The 24,229-nt window shown below is 49.9% G+C and carries 15 protein-coding genes; 7 read left to right on the top strand and 8 right to left on the bottom strand.

The window, feature by feature from the left end:
• Positions 1 to 4: 4 nt before the first annotated feature.
• From JWG88_RS16705 to JWG88_RS16695, 3 genes are all read right to left on the bottom strand, one after another.
• The gene (locus tag JWG88_RS16705; RefSeq protein ID WP_205234942.1) at positions 5 to 697 is read right to left on the bottom strand and encodes an aspartate/glutamate racemase family protein; all 693 of its coding nucleotides are present in this window, start codon (positions 695 to 697) and stop codon (positions 5 to 7) included.
• A gap of 47 nt (positions 698 to 744) precedes the next feature.
• The gene (locus tag JWG88_RS16700) at positions 745 to 2,769 is read right to left on the bottom strand and encodes a molybdopterin-dependent oxidoreductase (RefSeq protein WP_205234941.1); all 2,025 of its coding nucleotides are present in this window, start codon (positions 2,767 to 2,769) and stop codon (positions 745 to 747) included.
• Positions 2,770 to 3,164: 395 nt separating this feature from the next.
• Complete coding sequence (locus tag JWG88_RS16695; RefSeq protein WP_205234940.1) at positions 3,165 to 4,067, bottom strand: TIGR01777 family oxidoreductase; 903 nt, start codon at positions 4,065 to 4,067, stop codon at positions 3,165 to 3,167.
• Positions 4,068 to 4,316: 249 nt separating this feature from the next.
• Here JWG88_RS16695 and JWG88_RS16690 point away from each other — a divergent pair, with 249 nt between their 5' ends.
• Positions 4,317 to 6,704, top strand: coding sequence for a PAS domain-containing sensor histidine kinase (locus JWG88_RS16690; RefSeq protein ID WP_205234939.1), 2,388 nt, complete (start codon positions 4,317 to 4,319; stop codon positions 6,702 to 6,704).
• Positions 6,705 to 6,799: 95 nt separating this feature from the next.
• Entirely contained in the window at positions 6,800 to 8,833 is a 2,034-nt protein-coding gene (locus JWG88_RS16685) for an NADPH-dependent 2,4-dienoyl-CoA reductase (protein WP_205234938.1), read from the top strand.
• Between the two features lie 369 nt (positions 8,834 to 9,202).
• Here the strand turns inward: JWG88_RS16685 and JWG88_RS16680 are convergent, their stop codons facing one another.
• Positions 9,203 to 10,189 carry an alpha/beta fold hydrolase gene (locus JWG88_RS16680; RefSeq protein WP_205234937.1) on the bottom strand — a complete coding sequence of 329 codons (987 nt, stop codon included), beginning with the start codon at positions 10,187 to 10,189 and terminating at the stop codon, positions 9,203 to 9,205.
• 543 nt (positions 10,190 to 10,732) lie between these two features.
• Between JWG88_RS16680 and JWG88_RS16675 the strand changes: the two genes are divergently transcribed.
• The 5 genes from JWG88_RS16675 to dnaE all read left to right on the top strand — a co-directional run bounded on the left by JWG88_RS16675 (position 10,733) and on the right by dnaE (position 20,316).
• On the top strand, positions 10,733 to 12,574 hold the full coding sequence (locus tag JWG88_RS16675; protein ID WP_205234936.1) for a fructose-bisphosphatase class III: 1,842 nt from the start codon (positions 10,733 to 10,735) through the stop codon (positions 12,572 to 12,574).
• 37 nt (positions 12,575 to 12,611) lie between these two features.
• Positions 12,612 to 13,559 (top strand): fructose-bisphosphatase class II family protein, encoded by a 948-nt coding sequence (locus tag JWG88_RS16670; protein ID WP_205234935.1) that lies wholly within the window; start codon positions 12,612 to 12,614, stop codon positions 13,557 to 13,559.
• Positions 13,560 to 14,334: 775 nt separating this feature from the next.
• Positions 14,335 to 15,576: an OmpA/MotB family protein gene (locus JWG88_RS16665; protein ID WP_205234934.1), complete on the top strand. Its 1,242-nt coding sequence runs from the start codon at positions 14,335 to 14,337 to the stop codon at positions 15,574 to 15,576.
• 2 nt (positions 15,577 to 15,578) lie between these two features.
• Complete coding sequence (locus JWG88_RS16660; protein WP_205234933.1) at positions 15,579 to 16,436, top strand: motility protein A; 858 nt, start codon at positions 15,579 to 15,581, stop codon at positions 16,434 to 16,436.
• Between the two features lie 340 nt (positions 16,437 to 16,776).
• Entirely contained in the window at positions 16,777 to 20,316 is a 3,540-nt protein-coding gene (dnaE, locus tag JWG88_RS16655; protein WP_205234932.1) for a DNA polymerase III subunit alpha, read from the top strand.
• 34 nt (positions 20,317 to 20,350) lie between these two features.
• On the opposite strand, the gene JWG88_RS16650 is transcribed toward dnaE, so the two are convergent.
• From JWG88_RS16650 to xerA, 4 genes are all read right to left on the bottom strand, one after another.
• Positions 20,351 to 20,878 (bottom strand): zinc ribbon-containing (seleno)protein DG, encoded by a 528-nt coding sequence (locus tag JWG88_RS16650; RefSeq protein WP_205234931.1) that lies wholly within the window; start codon positions 20,876 to 20,878, stop codon positions 20,351 to 20,353.
• Positions 20,879 to 21,120: 242 nt separating this feature from the next.
• A complete protein-coding gene (hslU, locus tag JWG88_RS16645; protein WP_205234930.1) occupies positions 21,121 to 22,533 on the bottom strand; it encodes an ATP-dependent protease ATPase subunit HslU in 1,413 nt (470 codons plus the stop codon).
• Positions 22,530 to 23,060: an ATP-dependent protease subunit HslV gene (gene hslV, locus JWG88_RS16640; RefSeq protein ID WP_205234929.1), complete on the bottom strand. Its 531-nt coding sequence runs from the start codon at positions 23,058 to 23,060 to the stop codon at positions 22,530 to 22,532. The genes hslU and hslV overlap by 4 nt, the downstream gene beginning before the upstream one ends.
• Positions 23,061 to 23,168: 108 nt before the next feature.
• On the bottom strand, positions 23,169 to 24,080 hold the full coding sequence (gene xerA, locus JWG88_RS16635; protein WP_205234928.1) for a site-specific tyrosine recombinase/integron integrase: 912 nt from the start codon (positions 24,078 to 24,080) through the stop codon (positions 23,169 to 23,171).
• Positions 24,081 to 24,229 lie beyond the last annotated feature (149 nt).

Genomic DNA, 24,229 nt, shown 5'->3' with positions numbered 1-24,229 from the left:
TAGTTCACTCCGCTAAAGCCATGCGCACCGCGCTGGCCGCATGAATAGGGGTTGTATCGAAAAGTTGGATGTCGACATCCTTCTGATCCACCAGTATCCCTATTTCCGTGCAGCCGAAAAGAATAGCCTCGGCTCTCCTCTCCGTCAGCGCCTTCATGATGCGTATATATTCTCTTCGGGAATCAGCGTTGACTTTGCCGCGGCAGAGTTCCGTAAAAATGACATTATTGACGATCTTCCGGTCTTCGACCTCCGGAATCACGACATCTACATCGTATTCCAGCAATCTTTCTCTGTAGAAATCCTGTTCCATGGTAAAGGCCGTGCCTAATAGCCCGACCCTGGTGATACCATGTGTCTGCAGGACTTCAGCAGTGGCATCGGCAATATGCAAAAGCGGTATATCGACCCTGCTTTCGATGTCGGCGGCAAGCTTGTGCATGGTGTTGGTGCAGATAAGAAAGAAATCCGCCCCCGCCTTCTCCAGTCCTTCGGCAGCATTACCTAAAACTCGTGCAATTGCATCCCATTCACCCCTCTGCATCATGGCCTCGATCGGGTCGAAATCAACACTATGCATCACTATCCGTGCCGAATGGAGACCGCCCAGAGCCTCCTGCACTCCTTTGTTCAAGGCTCTGTAATATTCCAGGGTCGATTCCCAGCTCATCCCGCCAAGCAGGCCGATATTTTTCATGCTATTTCTCTTTTTTGGTTTGTTACTGAAGATGGCGAATCCATCATTCAGGTTTTTTTCAACACAGCCACCCGTGACTCATGGAAAGTTCCACCACCTCCCATATCCGTTAACTTCTGGGAAGTGAGATCATTCACTCCTGATGGGTGATTGTCGTATTGCCAGAATATGCCCTCGGCGACCAGCAGTCCTTTGCGGGTGGTGTCGCTGATTTTCGCCTTTCTTCTGTTCCAGCCTCTATTATTGTAGAGAGTGATCAGCTCCTTATCCTGCACTCCGCATTCTTCGGCGTCCTGCGGATGAATGATTACCTCCCCGGGATGCCCTTCATACCGCTCACCAAATGTGGAATTGAGCAGATCCATATGCGGCGGCGTGATCAGCTTGAACGGAAACCTCGCAGGATAATCGGCGTTGTCGAATTCGTCTCCCTCAAGAAGGCAGGCGGTACGCGGCAGGCTGGGGTCCTGGTCCTGGATAAAGGTGTATCTCCCCTTCTCCGGACTGAAAAGAGGCTCTCCCCCTGACCACCTGGTCGAACGGATAGCCTCGCCGTTTTTCATATCTTTGATATTAATACAGTCCGGCAGCCCCGCAAGCGTTTCGAGATAGGCGGTCATTCGTTGATCGAGAGTCTGTCTGAAGGGCGGGTCATCATAGCCGAATTTTTCCGCAAGTTCCTGATAGAAGACAAAGTTGGATTTCGCTTCGCCCAGCGGTTCTATGACAGGATCGACAACGGAGAGATAAAAATGGCCGTATCCGGTATAGAGATCACGGTTTTCCAGAAAGGTGGTGGCAGGCAGGAGAAGGTCCGCGTATTTTGCGGTCGGAGTCATTACCTGCTCATGGACGACGGTGAAGAGCTCCTCGTTCGCCAGGGCCTGCCTCACCAGGCCGCTGTCCGGGGTGACTGATAATGGATTGGCATTATAGACCATAAGCATCTTAACGGGAGGATTTGCACTGGTGAGGCAGTTGCCCAGCTGCACCATGTTGAACCGCCGGGTCTTTTTTTCTGCCAGAGAGGGCCAGGTCAGAATTTCCTGGTTGCCGACATAGGCGGCAGAGGAGAGCAGTACGCCCCGCCCTTCCCCGCCGTCGAAAAGACCTAGAGCGGCGGCAAGCGAAGTAATACCGCGAATGCCCAGACCGGCCCTGCTGTGCCGGGTCATGCCGATACCGATGCGGATAAAGATTTTTGCCGTGCTCTGCAGGCTCTCTGCCAGTGCACTGATCCGAGCTTGCTCTATTCCGCTCTGACGCACACAATCAACCGTCGATATGGAGTCTAAATATCTTTTTAGTTCCTCGAAGCCGCTCGTCGAGTTCTCGATAAAGGAGTAATCGACAGCTTCTTTCCCCACCAGGATTTTCAAAAGTGCCAGGGCCAGGGCGGTATCTCCTCCCGGTTCGACCTTCAGGTGGAGATCCGCTGATGCCGCCGTATCATTACGATACGGATCTATTACCACCAGCTTTGCCCCTTTTTTGCGGGCGGCGGCGACATAGGGCCAAAAGTGCAGATTGGTGACCTTGGTATTGCTCCCCCAGATTATTACCAATTCAGCATCTTCAGCTTTCTCTGGAGGAGAGCCCGGGATATCGCCGCATTGACTTTTCCAGCCCGCCTTGGCAGCTGTCGAGCAGATGGTTTCCTCCAGCCTCGATGTTCCCAGTTTGTGAAAGAGCGGATATCCGGCAAAGCGGTTCATGGCTCCCATATTGCCGGCATAGACAAAGGGCAGGATAGTTTCCCCGCCAAATTCTTCCTTTATGGCTGCAGTCCTCTCAACAATCATGGAATAGGCATCATCCCAGCTGATTCGAGTAAAGCGACTGTCCCCCTTTTTCCCCGTTCTCTTCATGGGAAAAAGTATGCGGTCTTTTGAGTAGAGCCGCTGGTGATAGCTTTTCATTTTCCGGCAAATGATCCCCCGGGTATAAGGGTGTTCATAATCTCCGGAAAGGCCGGTCACCTTGCCATTTTCAACCGTGGCAACAAGACCGCAGCTGTCCGGGCAGTCCAGCGGACAGGCTGTTTTGGCATATATTTTGTGCTGTTCAGACATGTAATGCTCCAGGTTTATTCATTCACTGCGCGGCTCGTTGAAAATGGTAAATTACCAGAATTGACGGCGTCATAAAAACCTTATTTTCACTCAACGGAAGAAAAGGTTTTACAGGGCGTTTCAGCTACGCCTGGTAAGCTTTTCGAAGTCGGAGTTTTATGCCCGTACGGGTGCTTATCGTAGAGTCCATCCAGGCACTTTCAATGACTTTTTGCGAAAGTATCAAACCTGATTCCCCCTATTCCTCAGCTCAAGGCAGGAACTCTCTTTTCAAGGATCTGCAGCCAGACGGCTGCAGAGAAGCCCTCATGGACGGGTTTGTGACGTCCCGATGAAAGAGCAGTTTCGGCCTGGACCGAAAATGCTGAGTTCCAGGGTTATCAGGTATCTAAATGTTAGTTGCCGAAGATGTCCTGAAAAGCTCCCTCCAGTTGCGTATATTGAAAAACAAACCCATGCTCCAGAAGCTTTCGCGGTGCAACCTTCTGCCCCTGCAGCAGCATTTGGCCAAACTCTCCGCCAAGTGTTTTCAGGACAAAGGAAGGGACAGGTATGAAGGTAGGTCTGTGGAGAGCCCTGCCCAGTTCTTTTGCAAAGTCCTTCTGGCGAACGCTCCCGGGCGAGGTTACGTTAAAGGGCCCATCCAGTCCACTGCCATCCATCAGAAACAACAGCGCTGCGGCAAGGTCATCAATATGAATCCAGGAGAACCATTGCCAGCCGCTGCCGATTGTTCCTCCCAGTCCCGCCTTGAATGGGGTCTCCATCGTCTCAAGGGCACCTCCGCCTTTTCCCAGAACCACACCGAACCGGGTAGTAGCCACTCGAACCCCCTTCTTCCGGGCTTCAAAGGCTTCATTTTCCCAATCCTTTCCCACTTTGGCGAGGAAGTCGGAACCGGGACCGGCGTTTTCATCGACCTCGTCATCACCGCGGTCACCATAATATCCAACTGCAGAGGCACTCAGCAAAATACTATCGGAGTTCTCCGGGAGAGCCTGCACGACATTGCGGGTAGTGAGAATTCTGCTCGAATATATCTGCTCTTTATATGATTCGGACCAGAATTTGAAAATCGATCGTCCGGTAAGGTTGATGATGACATCGTATTCACCGAGCCCTTTCTGCCACTCCCCCTCTTTGGTGGTGTCCCCCTTAACTATATGCAGAGCAGGATGGTCTTCGAGATGTTTTTTTCCGGTGAAGCTGACTACGGTTACATCATCGCCGCGTTCGAGCAGCTTTCCGGTCAGATGTGTTCCGACAAATCCGGTGCCTCCAGTGATAAATATTCTCATTCCCGCCTCCATTATAGATTGACTGGACTGATTTCAGCTTTCCACCAAAAAAGTAAACATTTAGAAGGAATTATCAAAATATTTATTCACTTATTCAGGGCTTGAGCATATACTCTTCCTATGAGGACGGTATTCCTTCTCCTGTATAACTTGTTGCTGAAGTAGGGATTTCCGACTGTGCTGCGTCAAAAGTTGATGTCAGTTTTCCTATTGCCCAGGCGTTGAATGTGATACCTTTTTTTATCCTCTATGATGCAGAGTATTGACAGCACCGGACCAGCGAAGAGCAAACCACGCCCACCATCCACTCTGGAGAAAAATCTTACCGTTCTTTTGCTCTTGCTCCTTTTTCTTGCGATACCCACCACTACCTTATTGCCGCAGGCGAGTGCCGAAGAGAACAAACAAAATATCCTTATCCTGAACTCGTACCATATCGGCTACAAATGGTCTGATGAAATTTTACGAGGGATTATGGACGTTTTGCAGCCTACTCCCCCGTCGATGGCTATCTATCTGGAATATATGGATATGAAACGGCATTATTCAGAAGAGAGATTTGCTTTGCTCTTCCACAGCCTCGCCGAAAAATACCAGGATATCGAAATCGATTATGTCCTGGCAAGCGATGATTCGGCCTTTCTCTTCCTGAGGGAGTATGTCAAAGATCTTTTTCCTGCCGCCACTGTCGTTTTCTGCGGGACCAATTATCTGCAGGAGGAAGACCTTTCTGGTCTTGTCGATTTCTACGGCATAAACGAAGAAGCCGATATCGGTGCAACCTTCGACCTGATGTTGTCAATCCATCCGGATACTCAACGCATCTTTATCATCAACGACCAGACCACAACCGGAAAAAAGATGGCCCCGAGCATAGTGGAAGCCGCGCGAAGATATCAACCGCAGATAACCTTTTCATATGCTGACAACATTTCCATGACCAGGCTTTTGCAGACAGTCGCCAACCTGCCGCCGCAATCTCTTATTTTTTATACCTTCTTTTTCAGAGACAGCAACGGCAACATTTTTGATTATGATGAAAGTATCTCGATGATTGCACAGGCCTCCCCTGTACCTATATATGGATCATGGAGCTTCAATCTGGGCCTGGGAATAATCGGAGGCATGCTGACCAGCGGGTATCACCAGGGTGAGGCCGCCGCTAAATTGCTCATGTACTTTCTTCAGGGACATAGCCCACCACCCGCACAGCTGTCCCAAAGCCCGAATACTTTCATGTTCGACTACACTTATTTACAGAAGTTTGCAATTCCCGTCGACAAACTGCCGGATGAAGCCATCATCATCAACAAGCCAGAGTCATTTGTAGAGAGGCATAGGCAGGTTCTTCTCTTTTCGGCAATCTTCATTACGCTCTTGTTTTTTATCATTCTCGCCTTGATCATCAATATACTGATGCGCAAAAAAGCGGAGAAAAAACTACAGCAAAGTGAACGTAACTTCCGGGGCATTTTTGAAAACGCCATCGAAGGTTTATTCCAGGCTTCCCTGCATGGAAATTTTCTCAAAGTAAACCATGCACTGGCAAAAATTCTCAAATGCGATTCACCCGAAGATGTGCTGAGCAGCTATGACAATCTTAAAAACGATCTCTTTGTCAAGCCCGAACTCCACAACCACCTTATCAATCAGGTGCTTGAAAATGGCAGCGCCCAACTGGAAGAAGACCTGCTGTGCAAGGACGGTTCAATAATTACCGCACTGCTCTATTGTAGAAACGTGGTGGATGAGAAGGGCAGGAATCTCTATCTTGAGGGCTCCATAACCGACATGACCGAGTATAAGATGACCCAGGAAATTATTATCCAGACCGAGAAGATGCTCACTTTGGGCGGCCTCTCCGCCGGGATAGCCCATGAGATCAAAAATCCTCTGACTTCCATGATGCAGGCTGCCACCCTGATTTCGAACAGGCTGCTGCATCATTCCCCGCAAAATCAGGAGAGCGCCGAAGAGGCCGGCATTTCCTTTGAAGCTCTTCATCGGTACCTGGAGATCCGCGGTATACCGCACATGCTGGGTAACATGGCAGCATCCGGGAAAAGGGCGAATATCATAGTCGAAGATATGCTCTCTTTCAGCAAGAAGACCATTGGAGAATTCGCCTTTGAATCATTTGAGGACATTGTCCGTGAAGCCGTGGAACTCGCCAAAAAGGATTACAGCCTCGACCGGGATTATAGTTTTAAAAAAATTCGAATCAACTATGACTTCGCCGACGACGTCCCGCTGCTTTACTGCAGCAAGTCGAAAATTCTTCAGGTCCTTTTCAATATTTTGAAAAACAGTGCTGAGGCAATGGCTGACGCAAAAACAATAAATCCCGAAATCACCTGCACTATTCGGTTCGATAATGACTCTATCAAGCTGGAAATAAAAGACAATGGTCCGGGTATGGATCACAAGGTCAAGGAAAAGATTTTTGAACCTTTCTATTCCACCAAAAGCAAAAAGAAAGGAACGGGGCTGGGCCTCTCCATCGCTGATTACATTGTATCAGAGAATCATAAGGGCAAATTATCTGTTGAGTCCGCTCCGGAAGAAGGGGCAAACTTCATCCTGAAGTTTCCGCGACATGGGAAGATGGCGCAACAAAAAGCCGCGCAGATGAAGTAGAAAAACAGTTTGCCTGCCGCCACCGCCATCTGGTATGATCTGCTAGTCATTTGTCACATCGATTTAATTCTCTACTACACCAGGGTTCTCCTGTTATGACAACCACCCCATATCCATACTTATTCAAAAGTCTCGAACTCGGCTTCATCACCATTAAAAACCGTATTCTCATGGGCTCGATGCATACCGGACTTGAAGATGAGAGAGGCGGATTCAGGAAATTGGCTGCATTCTATCGGGAACGGGTCAGAGGCGGTGTCGGCCTCATCGTTACCGGCGGAATAGCCCCCAATTTCAGAGGCAGAATTGCCCCTTTCGGCTGCCAGCTCAGTTTCCCCTGGCAGGTAGGAAAACACCGGATTGTCACGGACAGTGTGCACATGGAGGGCGGCAGGATCTGTCTGCAGATTCTGCATACAGGACGGTATGCATATCATCCCTTCAGCGTCGCACCCTCGTCCATCAAGGCTGTTATCAACCCTTTCAAGCCAACGGAAATGTCACGGCGCCAGATCCATAAGACCATTGGCGACTTCGCCACCACAGCACTGCTCGCTCGCCGGGCCGGCTATGATGGTGTCGAGATCATGGGATCCGAGGGCTATTTGATCAACCAGTTCATCTGCAGAAGGGTCAACAGAAGAAGCGACGAATGGGGCGGTGAATACGCAAACCGCATTCGCTTCCCCCTGGAAATAGTCTCCGCTGTCAGGGAAAAAGTCGGAGAAGATTTTATCATTATCTTTCGTCTCTCCATGCTCGATCTGGTGGAACAGGGCAGCACCTGGGATGAAGTTGTCCTCCTCGCCAAAAAACTTGAGGAAAACGGTGTCACCATGATCAATACCGGCATTGGCTGGCATGAGTCGCGGATCCCGACCATCGCCACCAGCGTACCACGTGCCGCCTTCAGTTGGGTGACCGCACGGATGAAGGAGGAAATCTCACTTCCTCTGATCACCACCAATAGAATCAACACCCCGGAGGTGGCAGAGGAAATCCTTGAACAGGGACGGGCCGATATGGTCTCCATGGCCAGACCCTTGCTCGCCGATCCATATTTTGCCGCCAAGGCTCAGGGCGGCAGACAGGATGAAATAAATACCTGCATCGGCTGCAATCAGGCCTGCCTCGACCATGTTTTTCGTAATAAAAGAGCCTCCTGTCTGGTCAATCCTCAAGCCTGCTATGAAACGGAGTTGAACTTCCCTCCCACCGCATCACCGAAAAAAATAGCCGTTGTCGGCGGAGGTCCCGCCGGCCTTGCCTTTGCCTGCTACAGCGCTCAGCGCGGCCATACGGTCACTTTATTCGATGCCCGGACGGAACTGGGTGGGCAGTTCTCCTTTGCCAAAGACATACCGGGCAAGGAGGAGTTCAGGGAAACGCTGCGCTATTTTAAAAGGCGTCTTGAAGTGCTCGGCATCGATGTTCGAACCGGAAGCTATCAAAGTTCGGCCGACCTCCGGAATGGAGGCTATGATGCGATCGTCCTGGCAACCGGAGTGGTTCCCCGAATCCCCGAAATCGACGGCATCAATCATCCCAAAGTTGCCGTATATCCTGATATCCTCTCCGGAAAGATTGTGGCTGGGGAACGGGTAGCCGTTCTGGGAGCCGGAGGCATCGGCTATGATGTCTGTGAATTCCTCTGCGAAGCCCCCCCTTCACACAGCCTTGATCTCAATCTTTGGCTGAAGGAGTGGGGAATCGATACCACTGTCTCGCATCCCGGAGGCGTTGAAGGTGTCAAGCCCCACAAGCCGAAACCGGCGCGAAAAATTTATCTGCTGCAGCGTAAAGCGGGGAAGTTCGGCAAAACCCTGCAGCCGACCACGGGATGGATCCACAGAATTGCATTGAAAAAGCGAAAGGTAGAGATGATCGGCGGCGTCACCTACGAAAAAATAGATGACAGCGGCCTTCATATCTATAAGGAGGGGCAACCTCAAGTTCTTGAGGTTGATACCATTGTTCTCTGCACCGGCCAGCTGTCCCGCCGTGATTTATGGGAAGAACTCAAAGCAGTCGGCCTGCCTGTACACCTGATCGGCGGAGCTCTGGAAGCCGGTGAGCTGGATGCCAAGAGAGCCATCAGGCAGGCAGCCGAACTTGCTTCTGCTATTTAGTGCCTTACAACTGAAAAAACACCACAACCAACACGTAACCAAAAAATGCATTAAAATTCGTGAATCAACCCCCATCTCCAAGGCACTTATCCAGCTCAGCTGGGTTGGTACTATAATCTCCAAAAGTTGTCATAAAAAAATGGACACAATGGACACCATAGTAAAACCCGTTTATCAACCCCTACATCCAAGCGATTACACCCTTCAAGGCGGTGCTGTAAAGAGTCCAGCTCCGCTAAATTAGTGCCATATAATCCCCAATAGCTGTCACTCAGTTCAGTACCTCATTGAGGGGTGTAAAAAACAAGAAAATGGAAAATGTGTTAAAACCAGCAGATTGAGTCTACAACCAAAGCACTTACCCCCCTCTTAACAGAGTCCCGGCCGGTTTACCGGCTTTCCGGGGCTAGTCTTATTTTCCTGTATAAAATCAATGATCAACCGAATGGCCTGATCGCGCAGAAGATCTCTTTCCATCAACAGCTCATGACGGGCCCCCGTAATAACGCGCAGTTGACAGTTGGGCGCTCTTTCGCAGAACAGCTTCTGAGCGCGAGATGAGACAACCTTGTCACTGCCGCTCTGCAGCAGGAGTATGGGAATATCCAGTTCCCCTGCCCTAGCAAGCGCTGTTTCGGCAGCAACCAGGGCCTCCTTCAGCCACCTGTTGGTGGGAGCGCCAAGAGCAACGAGCGGATCTCTGCGGATAAGCTCCTGGTTGATTTTAAAGCGCACTTTGCTTGAGGTAAAGAGATTCTCATGAAATGGAGCCCCCTCCCTGTAAGGTGAGCCGCCGGGTATATACCTTTCGCCATATCCAAAGACAATAGCACTTCCGGCGATCCATGCGGCCAGGGTCGGTGACAGAGGGAAACAGTTTATGCCGAACATCGGTGCAGAGAGTATTGCTCCGTCAAGATAACCCGGATATTTCAGCTGGAAGGCAGCGGCAACCGCACCGCCCATGGAATGAGCAAGAACAAAAACATACCGGTAGCGGTTTCCGACGATATCCTTGAGGAAAATTTTCAGATCTTCAACATATTCCCCAAAGTCTTCGACATGCCCCTTATGCCCATCCTGCAAGGCACGCTGCGATAAGCCCTGGCCGCGGTGGTCATAGCTGTAGATGGAAGTATCGAGCGGGCGCAGATCGAAGATAAGCTCTGAATACTTTTCGATAAATTCTGTTCTTCCTCCCAGTATGACAAGGGCCGTCTCCGACTCCTTTTTTCTAGGCAGAAGACAACGCAGCTCAGCTCCATCATGACCTGCCGTCATTTTCTGGACAAATTCAGCAACAATATAATTCCGTATTTCCTCAGTATACCGGTGGACAAGATCTTCTTCCCGCAAATCAATCTCCTTCAATGCTCAATCCAGTTTTTTTCTTCTCTCTTTCAATAGCCCTTTATGTTGTCTTTTTGCAAATGTTTTGCGGATCGCCAAAAATCCCGGATAACCCAAGGCAGATCTTCGTTTTCCCTCTAATCTTGCTGCCTGCCTCTCGCTCATTTTCCTGATGTCACACACCATCCGTTTGTGATATACTTTTTAGTAGCCACAAAACTCTCCGATGGCTGGTGGATTTAACATCATCATTGGTTAACATCGCACTGGTCTTTGATATTCCGGACCCGATCCGGAATCAGTCAAACATGATTTTACTGGCATTTCATGCTAAAACATATAGACTAGAGGCAAACATGATAATTTTGTAAAAAGTCATTGAAGGTGTCGGGATAGACTCTGGAAAGAGCTTGACATTCTAGACGTAGTATCGAGCTTTTTACGAGTCCATCAAACATATTGAAGAGGTGTATATAAGCCCTCTCGATATATTGCTTTCACACAGCGACCATTAACGACAATATTGCCAAGGTTCAGGAAGAAAATTCTATGAGCGTCGATACTACCGCCACGGCACAAACAACGAAGAAAGAGACACAGGAAGATGATATCCGCATAAATGAAATTGACAAGCTTGCCAGTCAGCTTCTTCAGATGGAAATCGACCTGAACTGCAATATTCCCACTACTCTCTGGATCAGCGATCTGCATGGCGAAGGGGATCGCTTCAAGTCGATTCTCAGAGGGCGGTTCGGGCTGCTCTATCAGACCTGCCGGGAGGCGCTGCCCAACACCTTCAGCTCCAACAAAATCCAGTATCTGGTCTCCATCATCAGGAAGAAAAGATTTTTCGAGGACGAGGAAATTTATATGGACAGGCAGGACGTCATTTTCTGTCTGCTTCAGGTACTCCGCTACAAGCTTGCCAATGTTCGCTACCGCACCGATGATATTTTTCTACCGGAATTCAACATAATCATTAAACGCTTATTATCCGGTTCTCCTGTCCCCGATCCCATTTTCGAAGAAACGCTGATCTCCGAGAGACTTATTGCGCACCTCTCTCACTCCATCCGCCAGGTTCTCCTTGACCGCATCCAGGTTTTGGGAGACATATTCGACCGCGGCCCTCAACCGGATAAAATTATCCGTATCCTCTCCTCGGGCTACTATAAAAACATGGTTGACTATGTCCTGGGCAACCACGATATCCTCTGGCTGGGAGCGGCAGCAGGCAACAAGTCGCTGATCGCGGAAACCATGCGGATTACCTGCAGATACGATCACTTCGAGTTTATGGAAAGACTCAGTTTTGACAGCTCAAAACTCGCGGAATTTGCCCGCAAGACATATCCCGAAAAAACCGTCACCGGGAATTTCAAGGCCAAAACGGAGATGGGCAGATCAATGGAAAAGGCCCTGGCCATTATCCAGTTTAAACTGGAAGAGCAGACCATACGGGATTTTCCCGATTATGAAATGCACTTCAGGCTCTGGCTGGACAGACTGGCAAAAATGCTTAAAAGCGGCGACACCGATGGTCTTAACGATGTATCATTTCCGACCATTGATCTCGATAATCCTGGAGCGCTTACCAAGGAAGAACAGCAGGTTATCGACGACCTCGAAGATCAGTTCCGGCACAACAGAAAACTGAAAAGACTTTTGAAATACTTTTTTACCAGCGGCAGAACCTATAGTATTCATAATAATATTCTCAATATTCATGCCCTGGTTCCCTCCACTGAAGACGGGGAGTTTGAGGAGTTTCTTGGGCGACGCGGCAAACGCCTGCTCGATTATATCCAGGAAACCATACGCCGGGTCGGCAGAAACTACCTGGACGACAAACCGCAGGATCCCAAAGACCAGGCGCTTTTCTTTTATCTGTGGTGCGGGCCGAAATCCCCCTTTTTCGGCAAGCATGCCATGAAAACATTTGAGAGATACTTTATTAAAGATAAAAAAACCCATAAAGAAAATACCCTTTACTGGCAGCACAACCTTACAACCGATGCTTTTAAGAAGAAGCTGCAGCAGGAATTTGGTGTTCAGCGTGTGGTTTTCGGCCATACCCCGGTCGATTATCTCAAGGGCCGCCATATGGCCAGCGAAGACGGCATTGCCATCAACGTGGATGGAGGATTTGCCGCAGCTTACTATAATCGGGGCCATGCGCTGGTGCATACTCCTCATCAACTCTATGGAATCATACTCCCCACCCCGGATGAAATCCAAAAGGCCGAGAAAAATCTTGAGTCGGCGCCGCTCGACATTCAACTTATCGATGAATTTCGGCAGCCAATGAAGAAAAAAGATACTGTTGAAGGCAAGGTACTCAAGACTGAACGAGACAAGCTCTTAAAGATTATTCGCAATTTTACCTTATGATTATATAGACCCAATACAACCCCAACCTGATATCGATATGAATAAGAATTACGGAATGGAAATAGTCCGGGCGACTGAAATTGCGGCCCTTACCTCCGCCAGAATCCAGGGACTCGGCAATGAGGATGAAATCCTCAACAATGCCAGGGCCGCCATAACCACCACACTGAACAGGCTGCAGATAAACGGGCACCTGATCAATGACAGATTCACCAAGCGGGAAGGGACTATCAAGATTCCGGCGCAGCTCGGCGAAGGCGGACCGGATATGGACCTGATGGCTGTCGCTCTAGAAGGTCACCATTCCGCCGCTGACGGTCTTAACAATGCCACTTCCTATGCGGTTATCGCTCAAAAAGACTCCATTCAATCCGTGCCTAATCTGAGCATGTATAAGATCGTGGTGGGACCGCGGGTAGGCCCCGTCATCGATATCAATCAGCCGCCGACGATCAACGTCAAGCGGGTGGCCAGGGCTCTGCGCAAATACACCGACAACGTCACGGTCTGTATTCTCAATCAGGCCAGACACCAGAAGCTCATTAAAGAAGTTCGCAGCTGCGGCGCGCGTATCAAACTCATAGACGAAGGTGAGATATCAGGCTGCTTCTCAGCAATCATCGGCGAGAAGGCCGATATTTATATGGGATATGGGTATGCTCCCGAAGGTGTAATGGTGGCTGCGGCAATCAGCTGTCTCGGCGGATATTTTGAAGGAAGGATCTTTTATGAAAACGACCGCGACCGTGATGAGGCCACGGAACATGGCATATATGATTTCGAGAAAACCTTCAGGGCTCAGGACCTGATTCGTTCAAAGGAAGTGGCCATTGCTGCAACCGGCATAACCGACGGTGAATTTCTTGAAGGTGTCCGTTTTACCTCGGACGGAGCCATTACCAGCTCTTTTGTCGCCCGCGGTGAAACCTTTACCCACAGAAAAATAGAGACCACCCACTTTTTTGATTATACTCCTGTTTTTTAGTGACTTATTCCTGAAAAACACTCACAACCAACACTTAACCAAAAATATCTTAAAACTCGTGAATTACCCCCTATATCCAAGTCACTTATCCAGCTCCGCTGGGTTAGTGACTGGGCCCTAATGACTTACCACACTAAAATCAACAACCCCAAATAGACTTAAATCTGAATTACCCCCCATATCCAAGTCACTTATCCAGCTCCGCTGGGATAGTGCCTCACACCCTACCACTCACCTCGGTACTCCTTTGAGTATAAACAGGTAAACAAAAAAATAATCCCTATACCCAGCTGAGCGGGATAAGTGCCTACCCCCGCCCTTGACCCATAAATATTTGAGTCGAAATACAACCCTATGCAATCCATCTCCAAGAAACCCATCCGCCGCATGGTTAACGTCGTCCTTTCAGGACTCATCGTGTGTGCGCAATGTTTCCGGTGGTTAAAACCACCGGCTATACGACCCAATCCCTATGGGATTCCTGTTACAGTAAATATTTATAATTTCCTAAAAAATCATCGAAGTTCCGGGATGGACTCTGCGATAAGCACCCGTATGAGCATAAACTCCGACTTCGGGAAAGTTCGATATACAAAGCGAGCATCCTGAGGCGGCGATTACGCCGTTTCAGCTCGACAACCACACAGATCCCGCTTTTTTCCTTCTTTTTTCTTATGCCTTATCCCGAAGTTGCCGATATGAATTCTACGGAAGGGCATGTCCCCTTTTACCGAAAAAAAACATACCATTCGAAATAGAAAAAATTGTGTGACAAATGACCGCAAAGATTCCATTCCACCACCTCAAATCCGACAAACTGCCTCCCGGGCAATTCACCAGTCTGAGAAGATACCAAACGGATTCCGGCCTCAACGAACCCGCCGGAAAACATTTCATCTGCCGGTTGGACGACGCTTCTCTCAGGTCCCTCTCGGAGAAGAGTTCCCACTGGTCGGTTGCCTGGTCCGATCTGATGATGACCATGTTTATCCTTTTTCTCTCCCTGTTTGTCTATCAGGCTGCTCATAAAGATTTTCTTGTCAGCGACAAAGCCGAAGTTCTCGGAGGCGAGACCCAGGCGGCTACCCAGATGGCCGCGCCGGACGAAACCGCTTTTCCCTTTGTGGCAATCAAACCCGCCGCACCTCTGATGACAGCGGGGACCATACGAAAGGTTGAGCCTGTCACCATCAAGGATGTCGATCTGGACAGGTTTTTCTCCAGTCTGGAAGTGGAAAAGACCCTTGCCGAACTGGCCAGAGAGACCCCGGTGATCGCAACCAAGCCGGTAAAAAAACCTGAAGAGCACATTCCGGTAGCTCAGTCTTCAGACACACCTGAAAAGCCGGTTCAGCCGGTTCAGCCGAATCCGCAGACCCCTGAAACCATAAATCCGCAGCCGCAGCACCGTATTGAATTGAGAGAGACAGAGCAACCGCTGCAAATAGCCGCAGAGGAGCCTGCCGAGAGTGTTATTCAGCCACGCCCCCTGAGAATCAATCCGGACGCTGAAAGGTCCGTCAATGAACTCTTTACCCAGAGTAGGGAAACACTTGATAATTACAATCTTGCTGATTTTGCCTCAATCGATCTGGTCCCCGATAAAGCCGTACGCATTGTCCTTACCGGAGATCTTCTTTTTAATGTCGGAGAGGCCTCACTCTCAGAGCGGGCTGTCAATTCGCTCGAAAAAATAGCCGCCGCAATAAGCACCACAGCACATCGTATTCATATCGAGGGGCACACCGACGACCTGCCCATTGCCGCAGGGCGTTATGCCAATAACTGGGAACTCTCCATGGCCAGAGCCAAGGCAGTCGCTGTTTTTCTCATTGAAGATATGGGCATGGATCCGGACCAGTTCGTTATCAGCGGCTATTCTTCGTACCAGCCGATTGTCCCTAACACTACCTCCGAAAACAGAGCGGCTAACAGAAGGGTTGAAATTGTTGTCGCCCAAAATCCGGAACAGCCGAAAATTGCCACCCTTGAACACTCAGCTGCACTCTACCGATAACTATGATTATTAAAAACATACTTGGCCTGCTTTTCTGTACCGCCCTTTTTTGCATGGGTTTTGTCCTCAACGGCAATTTCAGTTTATACTTCAATCTCTCCGGGTTGCTCATCGTGCTCGGCGGAACGCTGGCTGCAACCCTGCTCAGTTTCAGATGGGAGCAGATCTCCATAGCAGCGCGGGTAACCATGTCATCCTATAACCGTCAACAAAAAACGGAGAAAGAGATCATCCAGACACTCATCGATCTCTCCGTCAAGTCCCGCGCAGAAGGCATACTTTCCCTGCAGAAGGAAGAAGAGGATGAAACCTCGATTCTTTTTTTGCGCCGGGCTCTCGGGTGTCTGGTGGACGGCTACAGAGTCGATCAAATCCAGGAAATACTCAGCACGGAGATGTATTTCTTCAGGCTGCGCCGCGATGATTTAGAACGTGTACTCAAAAGCATAGCAGACTATTTTCCAACTTTCGGGATCATAGGTTCAGTGGTAGGACTGATCACCATGCTCAGCGGAATAGGCGATACCGCCGTTATCCTCAAAGCCGTACCCATAGCTCTGACCTCGACTCTGTACGGCCTGATATTTTCGAATTTCTTCTTTCTCCCCTTTGCCGCCAACCTGAGAGAGAGGACCAACCACGAACTGCTTCTCCAGAAAATCATCTCCGAAGGAATAATTGCAATCGACTCGGAAATCAATCCCATCGTTCTAAAGACCAAACTTGACTCCTACCTCACCCCCTCCGAAAGGACTGGAGACCGGCACCCACCTGCATCTATCAGGGAGCGCTTCAATCTTGAAGAAGAAAGCCCGACTGAATCCGGCAGGCTCGAATTTAATCTGGAAAACATTCGCTAGACACACCATATGCCACCGTTATTGTACACTTTATACGATAACGACTACGCCCGGTTTTACTCTCCGGCTTCAGGCTTTTCAGGGTGCAAAAAGGGATTTTCTGTGCTAAGCTGACCTCTGATTAGGCAGGTCGCTTCACTTCCCCTTTACATTCCTGGAGCTTTTTTGTGAATTTTCGGTCTTCGGCCTGTAAAGGTCTTCTCTTTTTCAAAGGATCCAGAGCAAAGATCTCTGTGGACAGTGATCGCAACCCTTTCTCGGTCATTATTGCGTCTCGGCCCGTTTCTCTCTCTTTATTTCATTTCTTTTCTTTAGCCGATCTCTCTACTGGACAAATATCATGAGTGCCGGATTCGTTCATCTTCACGTTCACACACAATATAGCCTACTTGACGGTGCCATCCGTCTTTCCGACCTGCTGAAAAAATGCCGTGAATACGGAATGGACAGCGTCGCCATCACCGATCATGGCGCGATGTACGGCGCCCTGGAATTCTACCAGAAGGCCAAAAAAGAAGGCATAAAGCCGATTGTGGGATGTGAATTCTACATGGCTCCACAAAACAGAAACGACAAAAAACAGATCTCCGGAGTCAGCGCCTACCATATTGTCCTGCTGGCCATGGATGCAACCGGGTATAAGAACCTGATGAAACTGGCCTCCATTGCCCAGTTTGAAGGCTTTTACTATAAGCCGAGAATCGACATGGAAGTGCTGGCGGCGCACAGCGAAGGATTAATAGCCCTCACCGGCTGTCTGCAGGGTCAGATTCCCTGGCTGATTCGAAAAAAAGATATGCCGGGCGCCATGAAGAAGGCGCAGGAGCTTATCGATATCTTCGGTGACAGGCTCTATCTGGAACTGCAGGAAAACGGCATGGATGAGCAGAGAGAAGTCAACAAAGGCCTGCTGCAGCTCGGCAAGGAACTGGGAATTAAACTGGTTGCCACCAATGACTGCCATTATCTTAACCGGGAAGAAGCGCATGCCCACGAAGTACTCCTCTGCATTCAGACCGGCAAAACCATAACCGACCCAAAACATTTCTCTTTTCCTACAGACGAGTTCTATTTCAAGTCGCCGGATTCGATGAAGCAGAGTTTTTCCTATTGCCCTGAATCCATTGCTTCCACCGTCGAAATTGCGGAGCGGTGCAACCTGGAACTGGATTTCAGCGACTACCATTTCCCGAAATTTCCGATTCCCGAAGGGGAAACGCTTGAATCGATGTTCCTCAATGCCTGCAGGAAAGGATTGAAGCAGCGTTTTGCGGCAATGCAGAAGGCCGGTACTTTCTCTGCCGAGGTAGAGAAGATCTACACGGAACGCCTTGAAAATGAAATGGATGTCATTAATACCATGGGCTTTCCCGGATATTTTCTGATAGTCGCCGACTTTATCAACTGGGCACAGGCCCAGGGGATTCCCGTCGGTCCGGGAAGAGGTTCGGGCGCCGGCAGCCTGGCGGCATACTGCATGCGCATCACCAATATCGATCCCATCCCCTACGGCCTCATCTTTGAGCGTTTCCTCAATATCGAAAGAAAGTCGATGCCTGATTTCGATATCGATTTCTGCCAGGACCGCCGCGGCGAGGTTATTGAATACGTGCGCAGGAAATACGGCGGCGCTCAACATGTTGCCCAGATTGTCACCTACGGATCGATGAAGGCACGGGGTGTTATCCGCGATGTCGGCCGGGCCATGGACATTCCCTTCGGCGAGGTTGATAAGATCGCCAAGCTTGTTCCCGATCAGTTAAAGATGACGATCAAAAAGGCAATAAAGGAAGAGCCGAAATTGCAGGATGCCGCCGACAAGGATCCGCGGATTGCCGAATTGTTGCGGGTCTCGAAGACCCTGGAGGGCCTGGCCAGGCACACATCCACCCATGCCGCAGGAGTTGTGGTCTCTCCCAAGCCGATGGTCGAGTACCTGCCTACCTGCAAAGGAAGCAAAGATGAGACGCTGACCCAGTACGACATGAAGCATACCGAGATGACAGGTCTCATCAAGTTTGATTTCCTGGGCTTAAAAACCCTCACCGTTATCGACAAGGCGTTGCAGCACATCCGCATTGATATAGGCAAAGAGCTCGATATTGATGCCATTCCCATGGATGACATCAAGACCTATGATCTCCTCTGTCGTGGCGATGCCCTCGGTGTTTTTCAGCTGGAAAGCTCGGGCATGCGGGAACTCTTGGTCAAGCTTGCTCCGCAGCAGTTTACCGATTTGATCGCCCTGGTGGCACTCTACCGACCCGGTCCTCTTGATTCCGGCATGGTCGATGACTTTGTCGAAACAAAACACGGCAGAGCAGCAGCCAATTATCCCCTGCCCCAGATAAAGTCGGTTCTGGAAGAAACCTACGGCGTTATCGTCTACCAGGAACAGGTTATGAAAATAGCCAACATCCTGGCGAACTACTCTCTGGGCGATGCGGACATCCTCAGACGCGCCATGGGCAAGAAGATCGCTGCAGTAATGGATGAAGAACGGGTCAAATTCATGGAGGGAGCCGCGGAAAACGGTATTCCGCAAGACAAAGCTAAACATATTTTTGATCTTATGGCAAAATTCGCCGGATATGGTTTCAATAAATCCCACTCCGCCGCCTACGCCCTGATCTCTTACCAGACCGCCTACCTCAAAGCCCATTACCCGGCACAGTTTATGACGGCACTGCTGTCATGCGATATGAACAATACCGATAAGGTGGTGCGCTATATCAGTGAGTGCAAGGATCAAAAAATTGAAGTTCTGCCTCCGGATATTAATGAAAGCGTCAAGGATTTCAGCGTCATCGACGACCGCATCAGATTTGGACTGGCTGCAGTCAAAAATGTCGGCGGCTCAGCCCTTGATTCGATCATCGAAGAACGTGAAGAAGGGGGCAAATACACCTCACTCAGTGATTTCTGCAGCCGGATCGACTCCCGCAGAGTCAACTCCAGGGTCATTGAAAGTCTTATCAAATCAGGTTCCTTTGACTCGCTCGGTTTCAGAAGGTCGCAGCTCATGGCCAGTGTCGACAGAGCTATGGAACAGGCCAAGGCCATCCAGCGCGACAAACAGAGCGGTCAGATGTCGCTCTTTGCCGTCGCCCCGGCGGCCGAACCGACCGATACTGCAGCGATTACCATGCCCGACCTCGAGGAGTGGGATGAGCGGCAGAGACTGGCCTTTGAAAAAGAGACGGTGGGATTCTATATCACCGGCCATCCCCTGGATGATACCATCAGTGAAATCAAAACGATAGTTGACAGTGATATTCACAATCTCAGTGAGTTCGGAGACGAACAGGCGGTACGCATTGGCGGATTGATAAAAAGCTGCAAACAGCTGAAGAGCAAAAAGGGCGACCTCATGGCCTTCCTTTCGGTCGAGGATACTCTGGAGGCCGTAGAGGTCGTTGTTTTTCCGGACACCTTCTCCCGATGTCATGAAATCCTGACATCCACGGAACCCGTTATCGTCCAGGGCACCGTTCAGAAGGATGAACGGGGGGCAAAGATCATCGCCGATTCCATATTCTCACTTGCCGAAGCCAGAGAAAAATTCACGGAGCTCATTAAAGTGCGGCTGGATTCCGACAAAATTACACGGCAGCGTCTTGATGCTCTGAAAAAAATTCTTTATCAATTTCACGGCAGCTGTCCGCTTTTGTTGACTCTGCATTTTAGCGGCAAGGGCGAGGTTGATATCGATGTAGTAAAAGACCTGACCATCCGTCCCTGCCGTGAACTCTCTGATAGGGTCGAGGAACTTCTGGGCTATCAAGCACTCCACTACCGCAAACGGCCAGTCGAATTAAACGGCAGAAAGAGATGGAACGGCAAAAACGGCAGGAACGGAAACGGCAAAGGAGCACACTGATCTCTGCTACAAGGACGTATCACGGAAGGCGGATTTAGAGAAACTGAAGACCGCAGTCGGGGCAGTTCGGTCCATCAGGAGTAAATTCGTGGCCGCAGGCCGGACAGATGGCATGAGCTTCTTCCGGATTGAAAACGGCTTCCGCATGAACCACGGCAGTGTCTGCTCCCGAAGTGGTTCTGATATGTTCCTCCTCCAGGATAACCGCCGCCTTCTGCAGATCCTGCTGTCGTATCTGCAGCAGAACTTCAGGACCGCAGCAGCCACGACCGCAACTGTCATCTTTGGTGATCAACGCCGGAATGAAGGAGTTGCCCAGCAGCCTCTTCACATTCTTCATGTCGTAAAGACCGCCTTTCCTTACCGTCAGCAGAGTATCACCTTCACTGATTTCGCTGATCTCACTCTCCGACTGCCGATTCTCCGCTGCCTGCGCCAGCAAATCCGCACCGCTGATAAGTTCTTTGTTGCAGGCTGCACAAAGAGTTATTTCCGCTCTATACTCATCTCCGCATAACGGACAATATTTCAGGAGGCTGTCGATAGTATTCATATTAATCATTTCGTTTCCTGATTCCCCCTAATCCTCAGCTCAAGGTCGGGACTGGACCGGAAAATGCTAAGTTTCAGGGGTAATCAGATTTGATGGACACGTAAAAAGTTGCCACGAAGCTCTGAGATGGCTAGATAAAAAGCTCGATATACAAGGCGCTGTGTTTTTGGCAGGTCTTCGACCATACAGGCAGTATGTCGAAGGTCTGCCAAAAACCTGCAACGCCGGAGATCGGGCTTTTTACGACGCCATCAGAGAATGAACCTGCTGAGATCCTGATCCTGGACGATATCATTAAGCTGTTTCTGCACATATTCAGCTGTGACCACAAATATTTCATCCTTTCTTTCCGTGGCGTCAAAAGAGAGCTCGTCAAGTACTCTCTCCATCACGGTGTGCAGGCGACGGGCCCCTATTTCTTCGGTTTTTTCGTTGACGGCTACGGCGATCTCGGCAATCTCCTGGATGGCACCGTCTTCAAATTGCAGTTCGATACCTTCGGTCTTCATCAGGGCAATATACTGTTTGATCAGAGCATTCTCCGGCTCTGTGAGAATGCGAACAAATTCCTCCTTGCCAAGAGAATGGAGTTCAACCCGGATCGGAAAACGTCCCTGCAGCTCAGGGATCAGGTCGGATGGCTTGCTCACATGAAAGGCGCCGCTGGCAATGAAAAGAATATGATCCGTTTTTACCATGCCGTACTTTGTGGAAACCGTAGAACCCTCGACGATCGGCAGAAGATCACGCTGCACACCTTCCCTGGAAACTTCCGGCCCCTGTGAACCGCCGCCGCCCCGGGAAACTATCTTGTCTATTTCATCCAGGAAGACGATACCGGACTCTTCCGTTCTCTTGAGCGCTTCCTTGCGCACCTTGTCCATATCGACCAACCGCTCCATCTCCTCTTTGGTCAGAGCTTCAAAGGCCTCAGGAATTTTTAACTTCCTTTTTTTGCTCTTTTTCGGGAAGAGCTTGGAGAAGGCATCCTGCAGGTTGGACTGCATATCTTCCATACCGCTGGTGGTCATAATTTCAACCATCGGCATATTGCCGGATTCGGTAATGGAGAGTTCTATTTCGCGCTCGTCAAGCTTGCCATCCCGCAGCATTTTCCTGAATTTTTCCCTGGTGGTTTCCTTGCCGGACTGATCAGTCTGGCGTGGCAAAGTATCCACGGTCTGCAGGGTAAAGGAGGCATTACCGCCCGGACCCTCTGCATATCCTCTACCCTCCGGTTTAGGAGGCAGAAGAATGTCGAGAATCTTGTCCTCCGCATTTACTTCGGCCAGTCCTTCAAGCCGTTTCTTCTCTTCATCCTTTACCATGGTAACGGCAATTTCAACCAGGTCCCGGATTATCGACTCCACATCCCGCCCCACATAACCAACTTCGGTGAATTTGGAGGCTTCCACTTTCATAAACGGAGACTGAGCCAAAGAGGCGAGACGACGGGCGATTTCCGTTTTGCCGACTCCGGTTGGCCCGATCATGATGATATTTTTGGGAACTATCTCATCCCGCAGAGGCGGCGGCACCTGCCGCCTGCGCCATCTGTTTCTGAGGGCAATCGCCACCGACCGTTTGGCATCTGCCTGGCCGACGATATATTTATCGAGTTCATGTAAAGTTTCCTGCGGTGTCAGCGAGTGAATGTTATTCATATTTTCTCTATGACTATTTGATTGTTAGTATAAACGCATATTGTAGCGGCAATTTCCATGGATATTTTACAAATTTCCTCAGCATTGAGATCGCTGTTGCCGGTCAGGGCCAGAGCTGCGGCCTGAGCATATGGCCCGCCTGATCCGATGGCGAGAACTCCGCTGTCCGGCTCGACAACATCGCCTGTCCCGGTAAGCAGCAGGGAATGCTCCTGATCCACTGCAATCAGCATAGCCTCGAGCCGCCTCAGCATTTTGTCCATGCGCCAGTCCTTGGCCAGTTCCACAGCCGATCTCATCAGGTTGCCATTATATTGTTCAAGCTTCTGCTCCAGCTTATCAAAGAGAGTAAAGGCATCGGCAGTCGCCCCGGCAAAGCCGGTGATAACCTTGCCGTGATAGAGCCTTCGCACCTTTTTGGCCTGATGCTTCATCACGGTATTCCCAAGGGACACCTGGCCGTCCCCGGCAATGGCAACCTCTCCTTTATGTCGTACTGTAATTATCGTTGTTGCGCGTATTTTCATAATAGTCGGTAATTTGTAGTTGTTTTCAATTGGCGAATATAGCGATTTGCAAGACGCAGTGAAACATGGAGCACAAACATTGCGCCTTACCTTTTTCAACACCTGTTATCAATTTGAGTCTTTACCTGCCAGAGGATGCGCTTTGTCATAAACTTCAGTGAGATGGTCCAGGTTTAAATGTGTATACCTCTGGGTGCTTGACAGGCTTGAGTGACCAAGCAATTCTTGAACAGAACGAAGATCCGCTCCCATTTCAATGAGATGAGTAGCAAAAGAATGCCGTAGTGCATGCGGTGTGACGGTCTGATGTATTCCCGCCCTCTCACCGTATGATTTAACCAGCCGCTCAACACTCCTCACGGTCAGACGACTGCCCCGTCCGTTAAGAAACAGCGCATTTTTTTCAACATTCCGTCCTCGCTTCGCCCTTTCCTGCATCAGGCTGTCACGTTGCGGCAGCCATGAGGAAACAGCTTCCATGGCCGGACGTCCAACAGGCACCAGGCGCTCCTTGTTTCCTTTGCCCCTCACGCTAAGCACTTCAGATGCAAAATCAAGGTCGGCAATATCCCGGGAAACCAGTTCGGCAACCCTGATACCTGTGGAATACAGCAGTTCCAGAATAGCTCGGTCGCGCAGCATAAAACGATCATGAACCTTAGGTTCATCAATGAGCTGGAAAACCTCATCGACTGTCAGAAAAATTGGGATGGCCTGACCGATTTTCGGTCCAGAGATACCGGTAACCGGATCGCAGGCTATCACATTCTCCCGTTTGAGGAATCTGAAAAAGGTGCGCAGTGCGGAGAGCTTTCTGGCCACTGAGGAGCTGGAGTTTTTACCGTGAAGACTGACCACGAATGAGCGGATATGCGTGGAAGCGATCTCCTGGACCGCAGTGATGTCCGGTAAATGATCGGCAAACTCTTCAAGATCGCGAATATATCCATCCACGGTATTTAAGGAATAGCCTTTTTCAACTTCCAGCCAGCGGGAAAAGTCGGCAATATGTTTCTTCATTTCATTCCGGACTCTGTTTAATTTTTCCTAATTATCCCTAATCCTCAGCTCAAGGTCGGGACTATTCTTTTCACTTGTCTCTGCAGCCCGGACGGCTACAGCGAAGCCCCATGGACGGGTTTATGGCGCCCCGATGAAAAGAGCCTGCC

Origin of the sequence: Desulfopila inferna (assembly GCF_016919005.1) — a bacterium.
Taxonomy (GTDB): domain Bacteria; phylum Desulfobacterota; class Desulfobulbia; order Desulfobulbales; family Desulfocapsaceae; genus Desulfopila_A; species Desulfopila_A inferna.
The sequence above is the reverse complement of the archived record's forward strand: the minus strand, read 5'-3'. Positions and strand labels throughout refer to the sequence as shown.

Excerpts from the sequence above, each read along its gene's own strand:
- JWG88_RS16705 (WP_205234942.1), bottom strand. The coding sequence starts at position 697 with ATGAAAAATATCGGCCTGCTTGGCGGGATGAGCTGGGAATCGACCCTG.
- JWG88_RS16700 (WP_205234941.1), bottom strand. The coding sequence starts at position 2,769 with ATGTCTGAACAGCACAAAATATATGCCAAAACAGCCTGTCCGCTGGAC.
- JWG88_RS16695 (WP_205234940.1), bottom strand. The coding sequence starts at position 4,067 with ATGAGAATATTTATCACTGGAGGCACCGGATTTGTCGGAACACATCTG.
- JWG88_RS16690 (WP_205234939.1), top strand. The coding sequence starts at position 4,317 with ATGATGCAGAGTATTGACAGCACCGGACCAGCGAAGAGCAAACCACGC.
- JWG88_RS16685 (WP_205234938.1), top strand. The coding sequence starts at position 6,800 with ATGACAACCACCCCATATCCATACTTATTCAAAAGTCTCGAACTCGGC.
- JWG88_RS16675 (WP_205234936.1), top strand. The coding sequence starts at position 10,733 with ATGAGCGTCGATACTACCGCCACGGCACAAACAACGAAGAAAGAGACA.
- JWG88_RS16670 (WP_205234935.1), top strand. The coding sequence starts at position 12,612 with ATGAATAAGAATTACGGAATGGAAATAGTCCGGGCGACTGAAATTGCG.
- JWG88_RS16665 (WP_205234934.1), top strand. The coding sequence starts at position 14,335 with ATGACCGCAAAGATTCCATTCCACCACCTCAAATCCGACAAACTGCCT.
- JWG88_RS16660 (WP_205234933.1), top strand. The coding sequence starts at position 15,579 with ATGATTATTAAAAACATACTTGGCCTGCTTTTCTGTACCGCCCTTTTT.
- dnaE (WP_205234932.1), top strand. The coding sequence starts at position 16,777 with ATGAGTGCCGGATTCGTTCATCTTCACGTTCACACACAATATAGCCTA.
- JWG88_RS16650 (WP_205234931.1), bottom strand. The coding sequence starts at position 20,878 with ATGATTAATATGAATACTATCGACAGCCTCCTGAAATATTGTCCGTTA.
- hslU (WP_205234930.1), bottom strand. The coding sequence starts at position 22,533 with ATGAATAACATTCACTCGCTGACACCGCAGGAAACTTTACATGAACTC.
- hslV (WP_205234929.1), bottom strand. The coding sequence starts at position 23,060 with ATGAAAATACGCGCAACAACGATAATTACAGTACGACATAAAGGAGAG.
- xerA (WP_205234928.1), bottom strand. The coding sequence starts at position 24,080 with ATGAAGAAACATATTGCCGACTTTTCCCGCTGGCTGGAAGTTGAAAAA.